Here is an 18,949-nt window from a genome sequence, read left to right on the forward strand (position 1 = left end):
TGGTTTTGACGATTTAGTCATGATTATTGCTTGCGGTCTGCATAATTTTAGAATTACAAATTCATTGATTTTTAATCATATATAATTTTATTGAATATAATGTCTACTATATAAACACCGTTCGTATAATTTTTCACGTCCATTTTGTGTGAATTATTGTTAATTCTTGTATTTAATAATAATTTGCCTGCTATATCAGCCATATACGAATCTTGCATTATATCCCCCACCCGACCCTACACGAATTGTATCTTATTGATTTGAGCCTTTGATGTTAACTCTTTTGTTATAAGATTTATATCTGTTTTGTCATTTTGAACGAAGTGAAAAATCTGTGTATAACAAAGTATTAGTTTAATTTCAACAACATGCTGCGCGTAATCAAAGATTACTTGCATCCCTTTTGACCAAAGCCTCAAAAGGAATCAAAAAGGCTTTCTGTGACTCAGGCTTCTTGCCGACCCACTTTACAGCTTATAAGCTGAACAAAAAATAACTCGCACCAAAAGTCTGTCAAAATCAGAGTGGTTTGGTTATGCTCAAACAGCTTTTTGTTCTAGTCGCTTATCTGCGCTGTGTGGGTACCCCGTCAATTAGCCAAATGTCACGTTTACACCCGTTAGGCGAAATGGCATCTGCTTCGTAGGCGGGGACACGTTAAGCGAAACAAGGCGTAAAATTGAAAGTTGTTTGAGCGAAGCGAGTTTTTTCAATTTAGCCTGTAAGCTTGTAACGGGTCGCCGAGAAGCTAAGCCTTGACTTTTTGGTTCGTTTTGTGTCAAGACAAAATGAACGAAGACAAGTCTCTGCAAGAGACGCGGCAGTGAAAAATATCGAATAAAAAAGAACCTTTTTATTATAACAAACTCAACTACTGATTGGCATTATTATCTAAATGCACCACAGGTTAAATTATATTTATTCTAATAGCCTAAGATATTTATCGGGATAAGTGAAGATGCCATTTTCTTTTAGCATGGTCACAACAAAATTACTATTCTTTTCCTTAATTTCGGGTAGCCACACCATAAAGAATATTGTGAAAATATATATAAAAAACATAAAAGCAAAAGAAATGGCATCTGAATTTCATCAGACGCCATTTCTTGTTTCTCCCGGTATTTGTCTATTTCACGTTGCTAGCTTTCAGTCCTCTGATTACGGCAGAAGAAAAGCCTGCTTGTTCCATTTCGTTCAATCCTTTGATAGTAATGCCGCCCGGAGTGGTCACTTTATCTATTTCGGCTTCGGGATGGGATCCGTTTGCCTCCAATAGTTCAATTGCCCCTCTGAGCGTTTGCAATACAATGTCTTTCGACTGATTTGCCGATATTCCCAATTCTATGCCTCCTTCCATGGATGCACGTATGTATCGGAAGGCATAGGCTATTCCGCACGAGCTTAGGGCGGTTACGGCCGGAATCATGAATTCTTTGATAAATTCTACTTTACCCAGTTTTTCGAAGAACCCTCTTACAATCTTGTCTTCTTCGGCAGTAGTATTGTCCTGGCAGATGAATGTCATACTTTGTCGTACGGCAACGGCAGTGTTAGGTATGATGCGATAAAGCTTAGCTTCAACCGAAGTTAAGCTTTGCAACTGCATCAGGGTTATGCCGGGAGCAAGCGAGATGATCAGCTGTTTGCTAAAATCAAATTTATCGTGATTAGCTTTCAGCACAGTTTCTACCAACCAGGGCTTAACGGCAATGATGACAACATCGGCATTGCTAATAGAACTATAATCCTTGATAGCGACATTTATATCCTTATTGAGCTTGCCAATGTTTTCAACTACTTGTTGATCTTGGTCTACAACAGTTATTTCGGAAGGTTTAAGAACACTTCCGGAAGCCAAACCGCAGGCAATAGAGCTACCCATATTACCTCCGCCAATGATTGATATTTTCATGATCCTTAATTTTTTTAAATTATCCTAAAAACAAATATAACAAAATTATTGTGAATATGCTATGTCGAGAAACCAATTTTGAATCATTTTTTTATCAAATATTCTCCCGATGACCTTATATTTAGAGTCGTTGAGGGGATTTCTTCCTACAAGAGGTTCCGACATTACTCCTATTTGTGGTTGATAGTAGTTGGAATGGACAAAGTTCATTTTATTGTTCCAATAATAGATATATCCGACATGACAATCCAATCCTACAACATAAAGTCCTTCTCCTCTGGCTTTTATGTAGTCTACAACTTCACTCATAGGTCTTTTATGAAAACGTTTGATGTCGGATGTCATTTTCTTGATCATATATTCGGATGTTTGTTGCGCCCATTTAACACGGGGAATGTTGAACCCCATGTCTCTGAGGGTTGTGGTAATGAAATATCCACAGGCTATTGTTCCTTTCTTCGGTATCTGTGTTGTTCCGTTAAAATTCCAAGGCGTTTGGTACCAAGCCTTAAAATAAGAGTCGGATATGCACAAAAGGTATTGTTCCGCAACCTTGATTATCGAATCTTGTTTTTCCGAATTGCCCTTATTGTCGTTGAATGCCTTTTTCAATTCCGTTTTTCTATCGACAATGCTTTCTTTCAGTTCAGCGTATGTTTGAGCACTACATAAAATGGAGATCAATATAAAAAGAAATGAGAATAAAAAGTGTTTTTGATTCATTTTGTCTATAACCTTTATTGTGTTGATCCGCCAAACAGGATGAAGAACGGATATACTATCAAAAGAGGTAGATATCGTATACTACCTATCCCTTTGCCAATTTTTCTCCACGATATTTTTTTGCGGGTAATCTCTTTTTGATAGAAAGCCGTATCTTTCAGAGGAAAACTGCTCCAACCATCCCACTCATTGGATATGTCTTTCAACTTGAACAGATTGGTCTGATATAAATTCATTTTGTACCTGTATTCTTCTTTCGAATTTGATGTGTTGAAGACAAATTCAAACTCCATCTTCAGAGGCGAATTGTCTTTGTTGAATGTTATGACCGGATATTTCCATTCATTATATTCTACCGAATCGTATTGCTGTGTAGTATATTGTTTGTATTGCTCCGACAGATTCAATTCGCTAAGAGTAAAATACGCTTTATCTTCGTAATAATGAGCCGGATAATTAGTAACAATAATATCTTTATTTCCATCCATGCTACTGGTTCCGGATATATTGTAAGGAGTGCCATTCACATACATTCTTGTTTTAGCAAAATCGATATGAATTTTTGTCGTATTTTTGAATTTTACGTTCAAATACGGAGAGTGATAATTTTCTTTATACGGACTGTAAGAAAGGAACTCGGTAACGATATAAACAGAATCATTCCTCTTCCCATCTTTTCCGGGTATTTCTACTACATCGGAAAATGTTGCGATTGTTCCCCCTACACCATTATCGTATTCTTCTCTGTATGAAAACTTTTTCACACCGGGAGTATCACTATCCAATGTGCCAAAGTAATAGTCTATTTTTGATACCATGCAAGAGGTGAAAGACGAAACCACAACAACAAGCAAAGAGTATAAGAGTATTTTTTTCATGTATAGCCTCAGTTGCCCTTAAACCATTTTTTATTGATAAAAGGACATTCCTTTTTGTTTCGTTTTGTATCAAGAGGAAAAAAACGAGCTTTTTCCATACGCAAATTTATATAAAATGACGGATAATTGACCATATTGCCGATTTTTGTATTTTCGGGAATCACATAGTCGCAAATATTTACAATACTTTTATCAGGCAGTATCTTATAATTCCTGAAGATGGTACATATACCAACCCCCTCTTGTCGGATGGTTTGTGTAATTATTGTATCTTCCTTCACCCGATAAGTGCCCCAGAGCGGATATTTGCATATTGCCGATTTTCCACCATTTTCGAAACAGTCGATCAATTCGGGAATCATCTTACTTGTTGTGGCTATGGTGAATAATCCATCGGGATAGAACATAAATATAGACAGCAGTGCAGTATCAACCTCATGTTGAGTGATATAGTATCCGTTTATATCAATCAGAGAACCCAATCCGGTATCGGAACCTGAATATTTATATGTAAAATCTTTAGGAGCAGAAACACACGAACAAACGTAGATAGCAACAAAACTTAAGAGTATGTAAAATTCTTTTTTCATCCGCATAAAGATAAAAAAAACGGCATAGCGAAAGGCTATACCGAATCGATATTTTAAAGAAAAGAATGTTTATGATTGGCTTCCTGCCTCCTTTTTCGATTTCAATTTTGCTTTTGCCACTTCATAAATACCGGGCATAATTGATAATACAATGATCAGTACTACAACCACTTTCAGGTTGTTTTGCACAATTGGCATTGTACCCACAAAATATCCCAACAGGCAGAAGATAGCAACCCATGCAATGCCTCCGATTACATTGAACGAAAAGAAGTGTTTGTACGTCATTTTACTCATTCCGGCAACAAACGGCGCAAAAGTGCGGACAATGGGAACAAAACGCGCAATAATGATTGTTTTTCCACCATGTTTTTCGTAAAAATGGTGTGTTTTTTCAAGATATTCCTGCTTAAATATTTTCGAATTAGGATTGCTGAACAGTTTTTCTCCAAAATAACGCCCGATGGTATAATTCATGGCATCGCCAATTATAGCGGCTATCATTAGTATGATCAAAAGCCAATATATATGAAGATGATTGCCCGGCATGGCAGTTATCGTACCGGCCAGAAAAAGAAGCGAATCTCCCGGAAGAAAGGGTGTTACCACCAAACCCGTTTCACAAAAAATGATGAGGAACAGAATTGCATAAACCCAAGTGTCGTATCTGTTTACCAGATAATTAAGGGCATCTTGCGTGTTGAACAACAATTCGTGTATGAAGTTCCAAGCTGTATGTAAAAAATCCATTGTTTTCTAAATTTGATCTTGAGATATTATAAAAATTGACGACAAAGGTAGATAAATTTCTGCCACTAATAAAATTAAAAAATAGTAATTCCTATTTGTTAAATGCGGTAGAAGGAAAAGTAATACTTCTCCACTTTCTTCGAGAGAAGTTCAATGTTGAGCATGTCCGATGCTTCCGATATATTCTTTATTGTCCCGTCGTTGTATAAGATGTCGATGCTGTCGTCCGCCTGATTATACATGTTTGACGAAATAACGTCGTAAGAAATCAAATATCTGGCTTCGTGTTCCGGGATTCCGTATTTATCAATATACTTGTTCAACTGAATTTGTATCTCTTCGTCGGTTTTCGGGGTTGCCGACACTTCTATCTTGAATAAGTTTCTCTCTACAATAGATTTACTTAGCAAGGATAGTACCTTATCGTCATGGTTAGACCATACCTTGAGCGAACACCAAATATCATTATCGTCCAGATTAACAAAGTGTTCCAAAGCCTTGTTGCCTTTTTTGTGAAAATCGTCGAGACTGATCTCATTTTCCAGAAAATACATAAAAGCAGGCGAGGCGAAAAGTTCACGCTTTTGAGACACCAATTCTTTGGCTCTCAGCAAAGTCTTTATTATCATCTTTTCGGCAGCCACGGCTGTCTTGTGAAGATATACCTGCCAATACATCAAACGACGCGAGAGCAGGAAGTTTTCGACCGAATATATCCCTTTCGATTCCACAACCAGCTTGTCGTCACGTATATCAAGCATTTTTATTATCCTGTCCGAGCCTATATTGCCTTCCGTAACTCCCGAATAGAAACTATCGCGACGCAGGTAGTCCAACCTGTCCACATCCAATTGCCCGCTGACCAGTTGGTGCAGGAATTTTTTCTTATGCGTGTTCCTGAAAATAGAAATACAGGTATCTAAAGCCCCGTTCAGTTCTTCGTTCAACTGCCTCATCATCAGCAGTGATATGTCTTCGTGGCGAATATCCCTTACCAATATGTTTTCCAATGCGTGGGAGAATGGTCCGTGTCCGCTGTCGTGAAGCAGAATACATGCCAAAGCTCCGTTGTATTCGTCTTTGGTTATTTCGTGCCCCTTTGCTTTGAGGCTTGTTAACGCCTCATTCATAAGATACATGGCCCCGATGGAATGATGAAGCCGTGTATGTTGCGCCCCGGGATATACGAAAGCCGCCAACCCCATTTGCCGTATACGGTTGAGCCGTTGCAAAAAAGGGTGCTTTATTATATTGTACAGAAAATCGTTCGGAATGGTAATGAACCCGAACACCGGATCATTGATAATCTTTCGTTTAATATCAGGCACGTTGGATTATTTAGAGTTGTTTTCGTCTGAAATAATTACTTCAACAGAGATGCTTGTTGTTTTGCGTATAAATCGAACTTATGCTGAACTTCGTCGTATACATTGCTCACCTTACTGTCCAAGTCTTCTGCCTGTTCTGCAGATATGGTGTCATTGTATTGAGAATAAAGTTCTTGTGATTTCGCAAATTTCTGCAATGCAACAATGTATTCTATTGCCGCTTTTTTCAACTCTTCACCTTTAGGAGGTGTTTGCATCGAATTTATTTGCTCCACTATCTGATTGGTTGCCTGATGTGTGTCTGCCGACAGCCGTTCTATATCCGACATGTTGCTTGTCATCAGGGCATTTTTCACCGACTGGTCGTATACATTAATTATAGTTACGGCTTTGTCTACTTTTTGTTCAAGCTGATTGCTGTATTCTTCCATATTTTGTATACAGGAAGAAACCAGCACAGAGAAAGTGAGCACAAGAAAAAAACACAGTCTTTTCATAATCAGAAGTCTAAGTTCGGTTTTGCGTATAATTGTTACAAAAATACTCTTTTCCTGAGAATAAAGCCGTATATTGTTAAAAGATTTTTGATACGACTTTAGTTTTAATCAACTATTTTTGAATACTAAATAAATAAATTATCCGTTATAGTTTCATAACTTTGTGACGAAAATAGGTTTATAACGATTTAAATTTAATTACAGGCTTGTTGTCCTGAGCAATGCGAGGGGGAATCTCTATTGGAAGTTTAAAACATACAATTTAGTTTGAGAAATAAAAATATTCTACATAATATACTGATATTCTTTTCTTCAGTCATACTCCTGTTTTCGTGTAAAACGGTGAAGATGAGTGAAGCCGATTTCAAGTTTTCTCAGGGTGAATACTTTGAAGCGGCGTCTATGTATCAGAAAGTATACCGGAAAGCCAAGCCTAAGGATAAAGACTTGAGGGGCGAAGCCGCTTTTAAGATGGGCGAATGTTACAGGCTGATTAATAACACTGCCCGAGCAAACGCCGCATACACAAATGCTGCACGGTATTTGAACAACGACAGCCTCGTATCGTTGCAATATGCCCGAATACTTCACAAAAACGGAAACTATGCTCAGGCTGCAAAAGAATATACCAAATTTTTGGAGATTTTTCCCGACAACAAGTTTGCGCAGAATGGATTGGAAGGAACTAAAATTGCGCCTTTGATGAAGGCTAACCCTGTAAGATGTACGGTAAAAGGAATGGACTTGTTCAATTCGCGCCGATCGGAATTCAGTCCGAAACTACTTCCTCCCGATTATGACAACATATACATGACATCGAGCCGAGATCAGGCTATGGGCGATGATAAAAGCGCAATCACAGGGTTGAAAAACAACGATATATTCTGGGCACGGAAAGATGAAAAAGGCGAATGGCTGAAACCCGAACCGCTGGAAGGTGTCAATACCGAGTTTGATGAAGGTTCTGTTTCTTTCTCTGCCACCGGAAACCAGATGTATTACACTTATTGCCCCGAAGATCCGGAAAAACCTACATCTGCCCTCATATACGTATCTAACCGTTCGGGGGGTGCGTGGAGCAAAGGCACGGAACTGAAACTTAGCAGAGATACGGTGTCCGTTTTTGCTCACCCGGCAATAAATGCCACAGGAGATTTTCTCTACTTTGTATCCGATATGCCCGGAGGGTATGGAGGAAAAGATATCTGGCGTGCCTATATGAGAACTAACGAGCAAACCGAGTATATTGAAAATCTTGGACCTGAAATAAACACCGCCGGAGACGAATTGTTTCCTTACATGCGAAACGATACCGTGATGTATTTCTCATCCGACGGGCATCCCGGTATGGGAGGTTTGGATATTTTCAAATCGGTGTATGATGCCAAAACCGAAAAATGGTCGAAACCCGAAAATATAGGAAGCCCGATAAACTCTCAATCGGACGATTTCGGTATCACCTTTGACGGTGAAAATGAAAAAGGATTTTTCAGCTCGAACAGGAACGATGCCCGTGGATATGACCATATCTATTCGTTCGAGTTTCCTACCGTAAAAATTACCCTCGAAGGTTTTGTTGTAGACCAAGCGGATGAATTTATACAAGGAGCATCCATTTACGTGGTAGGTGATGATGGTATAAACCAGAAGTTTACAAGCAAAGATGATGGTACATACCGTCTGCAGGTAGACAAGGGTACAAACTATGTGCTTTTGGCCAGTGCCAACGGATATTTGAATACTAAGATGGACTTGTTCACAGCCAACGTGGAACGCGATACTTTGTATTATGTAGACTTTGTACTTCAGTCTATATCTGTTCCCGGAGTGTTGAACAATATTTTCTACGATTTTGATAAAGCGGCTTTGCGTGACGAATCGAAACATGAATTAGATTCACTGATCGGAATACTTAATATTAATCCGCACATAACCATTGAGTTATCGGCGCATACCGACCGCAAAGGATCGGACGACTATAACAATAAGCTGTCGCAACGTAGGGCGCAGTCGGTAGTCGATTATCTCATTGCCCACGGCATCGAATCCGACAGGCTTGAAGTTGCCGGTTATGGGGAAAGTCAACCGGTTGAGGTAACCAAAAACATTGTGAAGGTATACGATTTCTTGAAGGAAGGAGATGTGCTTACACCCGAATTTATAGAGGCACTTCCTCCCGAACAGCAAGAGATAACAGATCAGCTGAACCGTCGAACGGAATTTAAGGTGCTGAGTATAAACTATAATATGGAATGACGATGAGCCTGAAAAAGATATACTTTTTGTTGATGTTGTTATGTTGTGGCTTTTCAGCAATTTCCGCTCAGGAACTGAATGCAAAAGTTACAATCAACAGTGACAAAATACAAGGAGTTAGTGCCAACGTTTTCACTACATTGCAATCATCAATGATGCAGATGTTGAACGAAAACAGGTGGACTAATGCTTCTTTCGAACAAAAGGAACGTATTGAATGTAATTTTACCATAACAATCAATTCAGTTGCTAATAATTCTGAATTTGAGGCAGAAATATTGATAACATCCCGGCGTCCCGTTTTCAACTCATCGTATTCTACCTCGCTGTTCAATTTCAGAGATACGGAGTTTAAATTTGAATACAATCAAGGTGAACCTCTTGAATATAACGAGAATATGGTAACTAGCAACCTTATGGGCGTTATTTCATTTTATGCTTATATTATCATTGGGTTAGATTTCGATTCATTCGCTCTGAATGCAGGCCGTCCGTATTTTGAACAAGCCATGAACATTGCCAATGCCGCCCAATCGTTGAACACGGATGGGTGGAAAGCATTTGCCAGCGAAAAAAACAGGTATGCCTTGGCTTTGGCTCTGACAGAAGAAAGTTCGCGTGCGTTTCATCCGATGTGGTACAACTATCACCGCAAGGGATTGGACGAAATGGCGGCAAATGTGAATAGAGGACGGATACAATTGTTTGAAACGTTAACTGATCTGGATGCTATCTATCAGGCTCGCCCGTCGTCGGTTTTGCTCATGCTGTATGGAGACGCCAAATTGTCGGAAATTGTATCGGCTTTAGTTAAAGCCACTTCGGAAGACAGAAAAACAGCCGAAGAAATATTTACAAAAATTTATCCGACCAAAGGTAGTATAATCAGCCAATTGAAGAAATAATAAAAAAGAACAAAACTGTTTGATTAACTAAATTTGAAACAGTTTCTAACTCTCCTGTTATTAAAATAAGCAATAAAATGTGTAACTTCGCAGCCTGAAATACATTTTTTTCAGAGAAAAGGTAAACAATATGGGAAATTTAGTTGCAATAGTAGGTCGTCCAAACGTAGGTAAATCTACACTGTTCAATAGATTGACAGAAAGCCGTCAGGCAATAGTGGACGAAACCGCCGGAACAACTCGCGACAGGCAATACGGAACAACAGAATGGGGAGGACAAGAGTTTTCAATAGTAGATACAGGAGGATGGGTAGTTAACTCGGAAGATATTTTCGAGGAAGAAATAAACAAACAGGTTGCTGTTGCTATTGAGGAGGCCGACGTCATTTTGTTCGTGTTGGATGTGATGAACGGTTTAACAGACTTAGACTTGAGTGTGGCAAATATCTTGCGTCGTTCAAAAAAACCGGTGATTATTGTTTCAAACAAAGCCGACAATTTTAACTTACACCTCCAATCGGCCGAATTCTATCAGCTAGGTTTGGGCGATCCGATAAATATATCTGCCATAAACGGTTCGGGTACAGGAGATTTACTCGATTTGATATTGACTAAGTTTACCAAAAAAGCAGAAGAGGAAGTTCTTGAAGAAATACCTCGTATTGCCATCGTTGGAAGACCTAATGCGGGCAAATCGTCTCTCGTAAATGCTTTAATAGGTGAAGAACGCAACATTGTGACTAACATTGCCGGCACAACTCGCGATTCGATATATACACGTTTCAATAAGTTCAACCTCGATTTCTATTTGGTGGATACCGCAGGAATCAGGAAGAAAGGAAAAGTGACGGAAGACCTTGAATATTATTCGGTTATCCGTTCCATAAAAGCGATTGAAAACTCAGATGTGTGTATCTTGATGATTGATGCAACACAAGGTATTGAAAGTCAGGATTTGAATATATTTTCTTTAATACAAAAGAATAAGAAGGGATTAGTGGTTTGCGTCAACAAATGGGATTTGGTGGAAAACAAGGAACAGATAGTCATCAAAACTTTTGAAAACGCCATCCGTAACCGATTGGCTCCTTTCACCGATTTCCCTATCATATTTGCTTCAGCTCTTACCAAACAACGGATACTCAAAGTATTGGAAGAGGCAAAAGAAGTGTATAAAATAAGGAAAACGAAAATCCCGACCCATCAATTAAATAGCGTGATGTTGCCGATTATAGAGCATACACCACCACCTGCAAACAAAGGAAAGTATATAAAGATAAAATACATCACGCAGTTGCCCAATACGCAAGTGCCGTCGTTTGTCTTCTTCTGCAATCTTCCTCAGTGGATAAAGGAACCTTATAAACGGTTTTTGGAAAACAGAATCAGGGAAAACTGGAAGTTGACCGGAACGCCTATCAATATATTTATCAGGGAAAAATAGGAATAAGAAAGGTCTGTTCCTTTTAATACCTGTTTTTCCAAAGTTTTTTGAGGTGATCCAGAATCTTGTTTTCGGCCGGATTGTTTTGTGGTTCCCAGAAACGGCTTTTCTTTACCTCCGCAGGCATGAAATCTTGTTCTACAAAGTTGTTCTCGTAATCGTGAGCGTACTTGTAGTCTTTGCCGTAATCCAATTCCTTCATCAACTTGGTAGGGGCATTGCGCAAATGCAACGGAACAGGCAGGTTTCCTGTCTTTTCCACTAAAGCAATAGCCTTATCAATAGACAAATATGCCGAATTACTTTTCGGAGAAGTAGCCAGATAGACAGTTGTTTCGGCTAAAATGATACGCCCTTCGGGCCAGCCTATCTTTTGCAATGCGTCGAAACAGGCATTAGCCAACAGCAGAGCATTCGGGTTTGCCAAACCTATGTCTTCGGCAGCCGATATAACAAGCCTTCGAGCTATAAATTTAGGGTCTTCACCCCCTGCAACCATTCGTGCCAACCAATATACGGCCGCATCGGGATCGCTTCCCCTGATTGATTTTATAAATGCCGAGATAATGTCGTAGTGCATTTCTCCGCCCTTATCATAAGCTGCGGGATTTTCCTGCAAACGTTCCGTTACTATCTTATCGTTGATAACGATAGTCTCACCGGTATCGGCTGACACAATAAGATCCAGAATGTTGAGTAATTTACGAGCGTCTCCTCCCGAAAAACGCAGCAAGGCGTCCGATTCTTCAACCTTTATATTTTTATCTTTCAGTATAATATCTTGAGTGATAGCCCTGTTGAGTAGCTTGAGTAAATCTTCTTTATCCAACGATTTTAGAACATATACCTGACATCTCGACAAAAGTGGGCGAATGACCTCAAAAGATGGGTTTTCGGTTGTTGCGCCTATCAGGGTGATAATACCTGTTTCAACAGCACCCAACAATGAATCTTGTTGCGATTTGCTGAAGCGATGAATTTCGTCGATGAATAAGATAGGGCGTGAAGTATTGAAAAAATTGTTCTTTTTGGCTGTGTCAATCACCTCACGAACATCTTTCACTCCCGAATTTATGGCACTTAGCGTATAGAAACGAGTTTCCAGAGTGTTGGCTATAATCTGTGCAAGAGTAGTTTTCCCAACGCCCGGAGGCCCCCACAACAGAAAAGAGGCAACATTACCGGCCTCTATCATTTTGCGCAAAATGGCACCTTGTCCTACAAGATGCTTTTGCCCGATATATTCATCCAAATTTTTGGGGCGTAGACGTTCTGCTAAAGGTTGGCTCATGTAAACTTTATCGTATTATATTATTCTGTAATGTAAATATAATAAATTTAGAAAGGATATCCAATAGCAATGTGCCATGCCGTGTTTTTCTTGAATCTAAGAGGTTCAAGTACAGGCCAATGGTTATTTCCGGGTTTGTCTGCGGGATCGTGAAGTTTCCATCCGCAATCGAGACGGACAAGCACAAAATCGAAATCGAAACGGATACCCAATCCCCACGAAGCGGCTATTTCTTTATAAAAGCTGTCGAATTTGAAATTGCCCTTTTCTTGTCCTTCATATTCTTTTACCGTCCAGATGTTTCCGGCATCAAGAAAGGCTGCGAATTCTACTATCCAGAATGCTTTACTTCGATATTCAATATTGGCGTCGAAACGTATATCACCCGAGTGGAAGTAGAAATTATCATTTTCGTTATAATAAGCACCCGGCCCAAGTTCTCTTATCCCCCAGCCTCTCACACTATTGGCTCCACCTGAGAAAAAGCGTTTTTGTATCGGAATCAGCTTACTGTTCCCATAAGGATATGCGATGCCGCCCCCGATGCGCCATGCGATGGAGTTTTTCTCATCCAGCCTATACGTACTGCTAAAATCCATATTCGCTTTCACGTATTGCGCAAATGTTGTGTTAAAGACTTTCTTCGATCCGTCTTCATTCTCTTTCACATCTGTTATGTTGGCGGCCAGAGCCAAAACATTGCCGGCTGTTTCGACCGAAGCCCTGAACGTTTTTATAACATTCTGCCTTTTGTTCAGAAAATTATGGTTGCTGTAATAATACGAATACCCTGCACTCATAATAAACTGATCTTGAAAACTATACAGGCGAGCTTCAGGCGTAAGGTCTGCCAGAAAATTAGCATCTACATAAGGCAGGTGAATATAACTCACATCAAGCAAATCGAGCGTATGTCTTATCTTATTGTCACGCCTTTGATTCCACATATATTTCAGGCTTCCCCCCGAAATGGTACGTGTAAAATAATTGGGGCGGCGCTGATAACTGAAATTGGCTGTTATCTGGGTCGATGCACGCAATCGACGCTTAATTTTTCGGGTCAGGAATGGATTTATGAAGCGAGGAAACATGAGCGATGTTTCGCCGCCTATTTCAAAATAATTATCTTCGAAATTCGAAAAACTCGCATTTATAGCTTCGTATGCACCATGCAATTTTATATTGAACTGCTCCGAACCTTTAAATATATTCCGGTGAGTGTATCCGATACCTGCGCCAACACCAAAGTCGCCTGCCGAGTTTGTGCCCTCGGCCTCTATGGATATTCCTTGTTTCTTGTCTGGCATACAAGTAATTATACAGTCAAGATATAAAGAATCCTTTACAGAATAACTGATATTTACATTGCGAAGTATGCGCAATTGCGACATTGCGTCGTAGGTCACATTCGTCATATTTTCGCTGTACAATCTTCCGGGCATTATATAACAGGCATTAAGAATCACATCAGGTTTTATGTATTCTTTCCTTTTGCCGTAAACGATGGTATAGCCGTTCTTTTTCACCTCGCTTGTTGAGACATACTCACTCACGCTACCAACCTCTAAAGGGTTATAATCCACGTATATATATACATTTCTGATTGTGTATTGCTGATGCGGGCTGTCTTGTTGTTCGTTGTTGGATATACGAGTCCGAAACGGATAAATGGTCAACTCCAAACCCACATTTCTGTGCTGGGTTGTGTCGGCAATGAAACCAACGTAATCTTTATTGAACGAATAGAATCCCGAGTTGCGGAAAACACTTGAGATGCGCCCTCTTTCTTCGTCCAGAACATTTAGGTCTAACAAAGATTGAGGTTTTACGAGTGTATTCGATAACAAAAAATCGTCGAACGACATGTTTTCGTTTACATTCCGCCTTCTATTCGGAATTGAGAGAGCAGTGCCGGAGTATACATTTTCGGGAAAAACAGAATCGGGAATTAACACCGAATAGTTGTTTATTGTATGCGGTTCGCCTGCTATTATTTCATACGTAACCCTTGCTTTCTTTTTGTTGGAGAGCAGCCTGACTTCCGATTTAACCTCTGCCGACAAGTATCCTTTGTTTGCAAGAATCTGTTTAAACTCGTTTTCAGTCTTCGTTACCATTTCTCTATCGAAAATAACAGGAGGCTCGCCTCCGCTTCTCAAAATCTTATTAATCCATTTTGTGCTGTCTTTTCCCGATAAATTGTAGACAAAGAGAGGAAACTTGAACAATTCGAATGTTTTGTAATTTGCCTTTTGAGCCACAAAAGGTTTCAGATCGGTAGGAGTAGCGTCTTTGGTGTCGCTTTTTATAGTAACGGAGGCCAGGATATATTCTCCATCGGGTACAAACTTCGTAGATTTGCACGATGTGATGCAAATGACGCAAAACATTATGATAAATAGATAGATATACCTTCCGAAAAATTCTCCCACAGATGAACAGATTGATATTTTACTGTTTTTGAGTTACAAAAGTAAAAATTTAATTGTTTCTTTTTTGTAGTTTTGTTTCAAAAGAAATAAGATTTTAACAACACTTACGTTTTTGTCCGATGGCTTTATCAAAAAATAAGCTTAAATACATTCAGTCGCTAAAAGAAAAAAAAGGCAGAAAAGAACATAAAACCTTTGTTGCCGAGGGAGATAAGATGGTGTCCGAACTTCTGGGTTGTATGAAGTGTCAGATTTTGGTGGCAACCCAGTCGTTTATCCTTTCTCAAAAAAGAAACATCGAAGTTGAAGAAACTGTAGAAGTTGATGCTAGTGAACTGAAACGCATTAGTTTTGTGAAAAATCCGCAAAATGCACTGGCTGTTTTTTATCAACCGGAGTATGATGTCGAAAACCTGTATATAGATGATCGATTGTCGCTAGCTCTCGACGAGGTTCAAGATCCCGGAAATCTGGGCACTATTGTCCGTATAGCCGATTGGTATGGAATCGAAAATATTTTTTGTTCACGAAACTCGGCCGATATTTACAATCCTAAAACCGTTCAGGCTACAATGGGTGCAATTGCTAGAGTTAAGGTGCATTATGTCGATTTGGAAGAATTTTTGAAATCGAAGCAAGACATTCCTGTTTATGGAACCTTTCTGGATGGCGAAAATATGTATCAGAAGAAGCTGACATCAAATGGCATCATAGTTATGGGAAACGAGGGCAACGGGATAAGCCCTGTGATGGAAAAACATATTACCGAAAAATTATTTATTCCCAATTATCCGGCAAACCGCATAACTTCCGAATCCTTAAATGTTTCTGTTGCCACCGCTATTATTTGCGCCGAATTCAGGAGAAAATTGTTTTAAAAGAATTTGTCGGCAATCTTACAAATTGTTATAATATTTATATCTTTGGGGGCAAAAAACAGACTTAAAATAATATTTTGTTATGAATTCCTTCAATTTTAACGAGATTATAGATCGTAAGGGCACCAATGCGATAAAAACGGACGCATTGAAAGAACGATTTGGCAGGGACGACCTCATCCCCATGTGGGTTGCGGATATGGATTTTGCATCGCCACCTACTGTTACTCAGGCTATTATAGAAAGGGCAAAGCATGGACTTTTCGGATACACTTTCGAGGGTGATGAATATTATAATGCTATCATAAATTGGACTAAAAATCAGCACAATTGGACAATAGAAAAGGATTGGATCAGCTTCATTCCGGGAATTGTGAAAGGAATAGCATTTGTTCTGGATTGTTTTACCAGCAAAGAAGATAAGGTTGTGATACAGCCTCCGGTTTATCATCCTTTCCGCATAATACCCGAATTGCACAGGAGGGAAGTTGTGGATAACCCTCTGAAACTTGAAGCAGGGCAATATCGTATGGATCTTGAAAACCTGAAACAAGTTATTTCGCCCGATTGTAAAGTCCTGATTTTGTGTAATCCGCACAATCCCGGAGGGCGTGTCTGGACAAAACAGGAACTCTCCGACATTGCCGAAATTTGTTACGACAACAATATTCTTGTCATATCTGACGAAATTCATGCCGATCTGGCACTCCAAAATCACAAGCATATTCCATTTGCCAGTGTATCGGAAAAAGCAGCAATGAATAGCATTACGCTGATGGCTCCGAGCAAAACATTCAATATTGCAGGGATTGTCAGTTCTTTTTCGGTAATTCCGAATAAAGATTTGAGGGAGAAATTTCATGCCTATCTGACAAAAAGTGAACTGAATCATGGCGATTTGTTTGCTTATCTGGCAGCTCAGGTTGCTTATGAAACCGGCGAAGAGTGGTTGAAAGAAGCGAAAGAATATTTGTGGCAAAATATCTGTTATGTAGACGACTATTTAAAGAAAAACATACCTCAGATAAAAGCGATCATACCCGAAGCATCGTTTCTTATATGGCTCGATTGCAAGGCATTGAACCTTTCGCAAGAAGATTTGGTTTCTTTATTTGTAAATGATGCCAAATTGGCGTTGAACGACGGTTCAATGTTTGGAAAAGAGGGAGAAGGATTTATGAGAATGAATATTGGAACGCCTCGTTCAGTTATCGAAAGAGCTATGGACAATCTGTTTAAAGCTGTTAATAAATAAATCAAATTTTTGTACTGATTGTTTTATATCGTATTTTTGGTACGATAATTGAAGTACACTCATAAAATTTGATGAATAACTTTCGTCGAGGATAATAATCACTTATAAATTAAACAAATAACAAAAAAAAATGAAGATTTCAACAAATAAATATGTCTCTTTGACATACGACCTGAATGTTGGAGAAGGAGAACAACAAGAGTTGATGGAAAGAGCAACACCGGAGCACCCGCTAGAATTTATTTTCGGAACAAATTCGATGCTCGAATCATTTGAAAAACAATTGGACGGACTGTCGGAAGGCGACACATTCGATTTCGTGCTCTCTCCTGACGAATCGTACGGAGAATATGACGACGACCATGTGGTTGACCTGCCCCGCAATATATTTGAAGTGGACGGACAATTGGACGAAAAAGTTGTCTTCGAAGGAAATATTGTTCCTATGATGGACGCAGGTGGCAACAGACTCAATGGTGCGGTTGTGGCTGTGAAAGAAGATGTTATCACTATGGATTTTAACCATCCGTTAGCAGGGGAAAACCTTCACTTCACAGGAAAAGTGATTGGAGTAAGGGACGCTTCTGCCGAAGAAATTGCTGCATTGTTTGCACCTCAGGGTGGATGCGGTTGTGGCTGTGGCGATTGCGGAGACGAAGAAAAATCCGAAGCCGGAGGTTGCAGCTCAGGAAGCTGTGGCTGTCACTAACAAGCTATTGGAAAAATATACGGAAATCCTGTCTTGATTTGATTCATGGCAGGATTTTTTCTTTTTTCACCTTTTCACCAACCTGTCACTAACAATCCTTTGGCAGCTTTTAAGCTACATTTCTGGTATTTTGAGTAAGCGGATGCTGCACTAGTCCTGACTGTCTCCGGTGTGTTTCCGTTCAGATATGAATTGATTGCATCATATAACGTATACGCTTCGGGGCACATCAGGTTTGTTGTCCAAAGCAGAGGATTTGCTCCCGTCGATTTCAATACCGGCCTGAAATATTGCCTGCTGGCACACGCCAAAATTATAGCATCACGTTGTTTACCATCCTTATTTTCAAAGTTGTCGGTCAATTTGAAATCCATCAATCCGTTGTGACCTATGTAGGCTATAAGTTTAGAATTTCCCTCAATATTCACAACTTCATTGTTTATCATCAGCGTATCTTTTCTGATTCCGGCACAAGCATTCAGAAAATCGATAGTGCAGCCCTTAATATATTTTCCGTCATAAGCATCAGCCACAAGATAGTACGGTTTTGTTTTGTGTTTGAATACGATACGTTCAAGAATCATTCCGTCGGCCTTGTATCTTTTCACTTCTTTCCATGCCGGTTTTTGTTTAAAATAGGTGCGGATTCCATAACCGCATCCCCAATAAAGATTGTTGGCGGGATCTTGCCCATTCCCAATTTTAGAGGGAACTTTCACTATTCCCTGATTCAGGTTATCGCACAAAGCCACTTTCACATGGATTGTCTGTGCAGATTGGGCAAAAAGTGCGACTGTGAATAACGAGTAAAGTATTGTGAAAAGTAGTTTTTTGAGCATAATTTTTTTATTCAGATCAATGCGTTAATACAAGTAATAGAGTGTACCCAACCCCAATCCGATGATTCCAGTAGTAACTATCATTTTCATCACAAGAGAAGATGTAGCCTTTAACTCTTGAGATGATATCTTATAATAAAATACTGTTAACCCTATGGCTACAATGAGGTCTACAATAAGCAGTATTAAAATTATATTATTCATGACCTATACAATTTAAGATTAATTTCATCTGCAAAATAACAAAAAATCAGGAAATAAA

Annotated in this window: 17 protein-coding genes; 6 read left to right on the plus strand and 11 right to left on the minus strand. The window is 39.4% G+C overall.

The window, feature by feature from the left end; all coding sequences use genetic code 11:
- Nucleotides 1–1,126 precede the first annotated feature (1,126 nt).
- The 7 genes from proC to D0T56_RS05870 all read right to left on the minus strand — a co-directional run bounded on the left by proC (nucleotide 1,127) and on the right by D0T56_RS05870 (nucleotide 6,612).
- Nucleotides 1,127–1,912: a pyrroline-5-carboxylate reductase gene (gene proC, locus D0T56_RS05840; RefSeq protein ID WP_163319209.1), complete on the minus strand. Its 786-nt coding sequence runs from the start codon at nucleotides 1,910–1,912 to the stop codon at nucleotides 1,127–1,129.
- A gap of 45 nt (nucleotides 1,913–1,957) precedes the next feature.
- Nucleotides 1,958–2,635 (minus strand): hypothetical protein, encoded by a 678-nt coding sequence (locus D0T56_RS05845; RefSeq protein ID WP_163319210.1) that lies wholly within the window; start codon nucleotides 2,633–2,635, stop codon nucleotides 1,958–1,960.
- A 14-nt stretch (nucleotides 2,636–2,649) separates the two neighbouring features.
- Nucleotides 2,650–3,513 (minus strand): hypothetical protein, encoded by an 864-nt coding sequence (locus tag D0T56_RS05850; protein ID WP_163319211.1) that lies wholly within the window; start codon nucleotides 3,511–3,513, stop codon nucleotides 2,650–2,652.
- Nucleotides 3,514–3,521: 8 nt separating this feature from the next.
- Nucleotides 3,522–4,103, minus strand: a complete 582-nt coding sequence (locus D0T56_RS05855; RefSeq protein WP_163319212.1) for a hypothetical protein — start codon at nucleotides 4,101–4,103, stop codon at nucleotides 3,522–3,524.
- Between the two features lie 69 nt (nucleotides 4,104–4,172).
- Nucleotides 4,173–4,853, minus strand: coding sequence for a DedA family protein (locus D0T56_RS05860; protein ID WP_163319213.1), 681 nt, complete (start codon nucleotides 4,851–4,853; stop codon nucleotides 4,173–4,175).
- Nucleotides 4,854–4,951: 98 nt separating this feature from the next.
- On the minus strand, nucleotides 4,952–6,181 hold the full coding sequence (locus D0T56_RS05865; protein WP_370458789.1) for an HD domain-containing protein: 1,230 nt from the start codon (nucleotides 6,179–6,181) through the stop codon (nucleotides 4,952–4,954).
- Between the two features lie 35 nt (nucleotides 6,182–6,216).
- Nucleotides 6,217–6,612, minus strand: coding sequence for a hypothetical protein (locus D0T56_RS05870; RefSeq protein ID WP_163319214.1), 396 nt, complete (start codon nucleotides 6,610–6,612; stop codon nucleotides 6,217–6,219).
- Nucleotides 6,613–7,026: 414 nt separating this feature from the next.
- Here D0T56_RS05870 and D0T56_RS05875 point away from each other — a divergent pair, with 414 nt between their 5' ends.
- From D0T56_RS05875 to der, 3 genes are all read left to right on the plus strand, one after another.
- Entirely contained in the window at nucleotides 7,027–8,934 is a 1,908-nt protein-coding gene (locus D0T56_RS05875) for an OmpA family protein (protein WP_163319215.1), read from the plus strand.
- A gap of 2 nt (nucleotides 8,935–8,936) precedes the next feature.
- The gene (locus D0T56_RS05880) at nucleotides 8,937–9,839 is read left to right on the plus strand and encodes a DUF4835 family protein (protein WP_255491065.1); all 903 of its coding nucleotides are present in this window, start codon (nucleotides 8,937–8,939) and stop codon (nucleotides 9,837–9,839) included.
- Nucleotides 9,840–9,969: 130 nt separating this feature from the next.
- Nucleotides 9,970–11,283, plus strand: coding sequence for a ribosome biogenesis GTPase Der (der, locus tag D0T56_RS05885; protein ID WP_163319216.1), 1,314 nt, complete (start codon nucleotides 9,970–9,972; stop codon nucleotides 11,281–11,283).
- Between the two features lie 22 nt (nucleotides 11,284–11,305).
- Here the strand turns inward: der and D0T56_RS05890 are convergent, their stop codons facing one another.
- Both D0T56_RS05890 and D0T56_RS05895 read right to left on the minus strand, forming a co-directional pair.
- Nucleotides 11,306–12,574: a replication-associated recombination protein A gene (locus D0T56_RS05890; RefSeq protein ID WP_163319217.1), complete on the minus strand. Its 1,269-nt coding sequence runs from the start codon at nucleotides 12,572–12,574 to the stop codon at nucleotides 11,306–11,308.
- 47 nt (nucleotides 12,575–12,621) lie between these two features.
- Complete coding sequence (locus D0T56_RS05895) at nucleotides 12,622–15,006, minus strand: BamA/TamA family outer membrane protein (protein WP_370458790.1); 2,385 nt, start codon at nucleotides 15,004–15,006, stop codon at nucleotides 12,622–12,624.
- A gap of 119 nt (nucleotides 15,007–15,125) precedes the next feature.
- Here D0T56_RS05895 and D0T56_RS05900 point away from each other — a divergent pair, with 119 nt between their 5' ends.
- From D0T56_RS05900 to D0T56_RS05910, 3 genes are all read left to right on the plus strand, one after another.
- The gene (locus D0T56_RS05900; RefSeq protein WP_163319218.1) at nucleotides 15,126–15,884 is read left to right on the plus strand and encodes an RNA methyltransferase; all 759 of its coding nucleotides are present in this window, start codon (nucleotides 15,126–15,128) and stop codon (nucleotides 15,882–15,884) included.
- 82 nt (nucleotides 15,885–15,966) lie between these two features.
- Nucleotides 15,967–17,139 (plus strand): MalY/PatB family protein, encoded by a 1,173-nt coding sequence (locus D0T56_RS05905; RefSeq protein WP_163319219.1) that lies wholly within the window; start codon nucleotides 15,967–15,969, stop codon nucleotides 17,137–17,139.
- 130 nt (nucleotides 17,140–17,269) lie between these two features.
- Nucleotides 17,270–17,848 carry a peptidylprolyl isomerase gene (locus tag D0T56_RS05910; RefSeq protein ID WP_163319220.1) on the plus strand — a complete coding sequence of 193 codons (579 nt, stop codon included), beginning with the start codon at nucleotides 17,270–17,272 and terminating at the stop codon, nucleotides 17,846–17,848.
- 74 nt (nucleotides 17,849–17,922) lie between these two features.
- Here D0T56_RS05910 and D0T56_RS05915 read toward each other — a convergent pair whose 3' ends face one another.
- Together D0T56_RS05915 and D0T56_RS05920 are read right to left on the minus strand one after the other, a co-directional pair.
- Nucleotides 17,923–18,687 (minus strand): hypothetical protein, encoded by a 765-nt coding sequence (locus tag D0T56_RS05915; RefSeq protein WP_163319221.1) that lies wholly within the window; start codon nucleotides 18,685–18,687, stop codon nucleotides 17,923–17,925.
- Between the two features lie 24 nt (nucleotides 18,688–18,711).
- Complete coding sequence (locus D0T56_RS05920) at nucleotides 18,712–18,891, minus strand: hypothetical protein (protein WP_163319222.1); 180 nt, start codon at nucleotides 18,889–18,891, stop codon at nucleotides 18,712–18,714.
- Nucleotides 18,892–18,949 lie beyond the last annotated feature (58 nt).

The organism is Dysgonomonas sp. 520, from assembly GCF_010501095.1.
In the GTDB taxonomy this organism is placed as follows: Bacteria; Bacteroidota; Bacteroidia; order Bacteroidales; family Dysgonomonadaceae; genus QVMP01.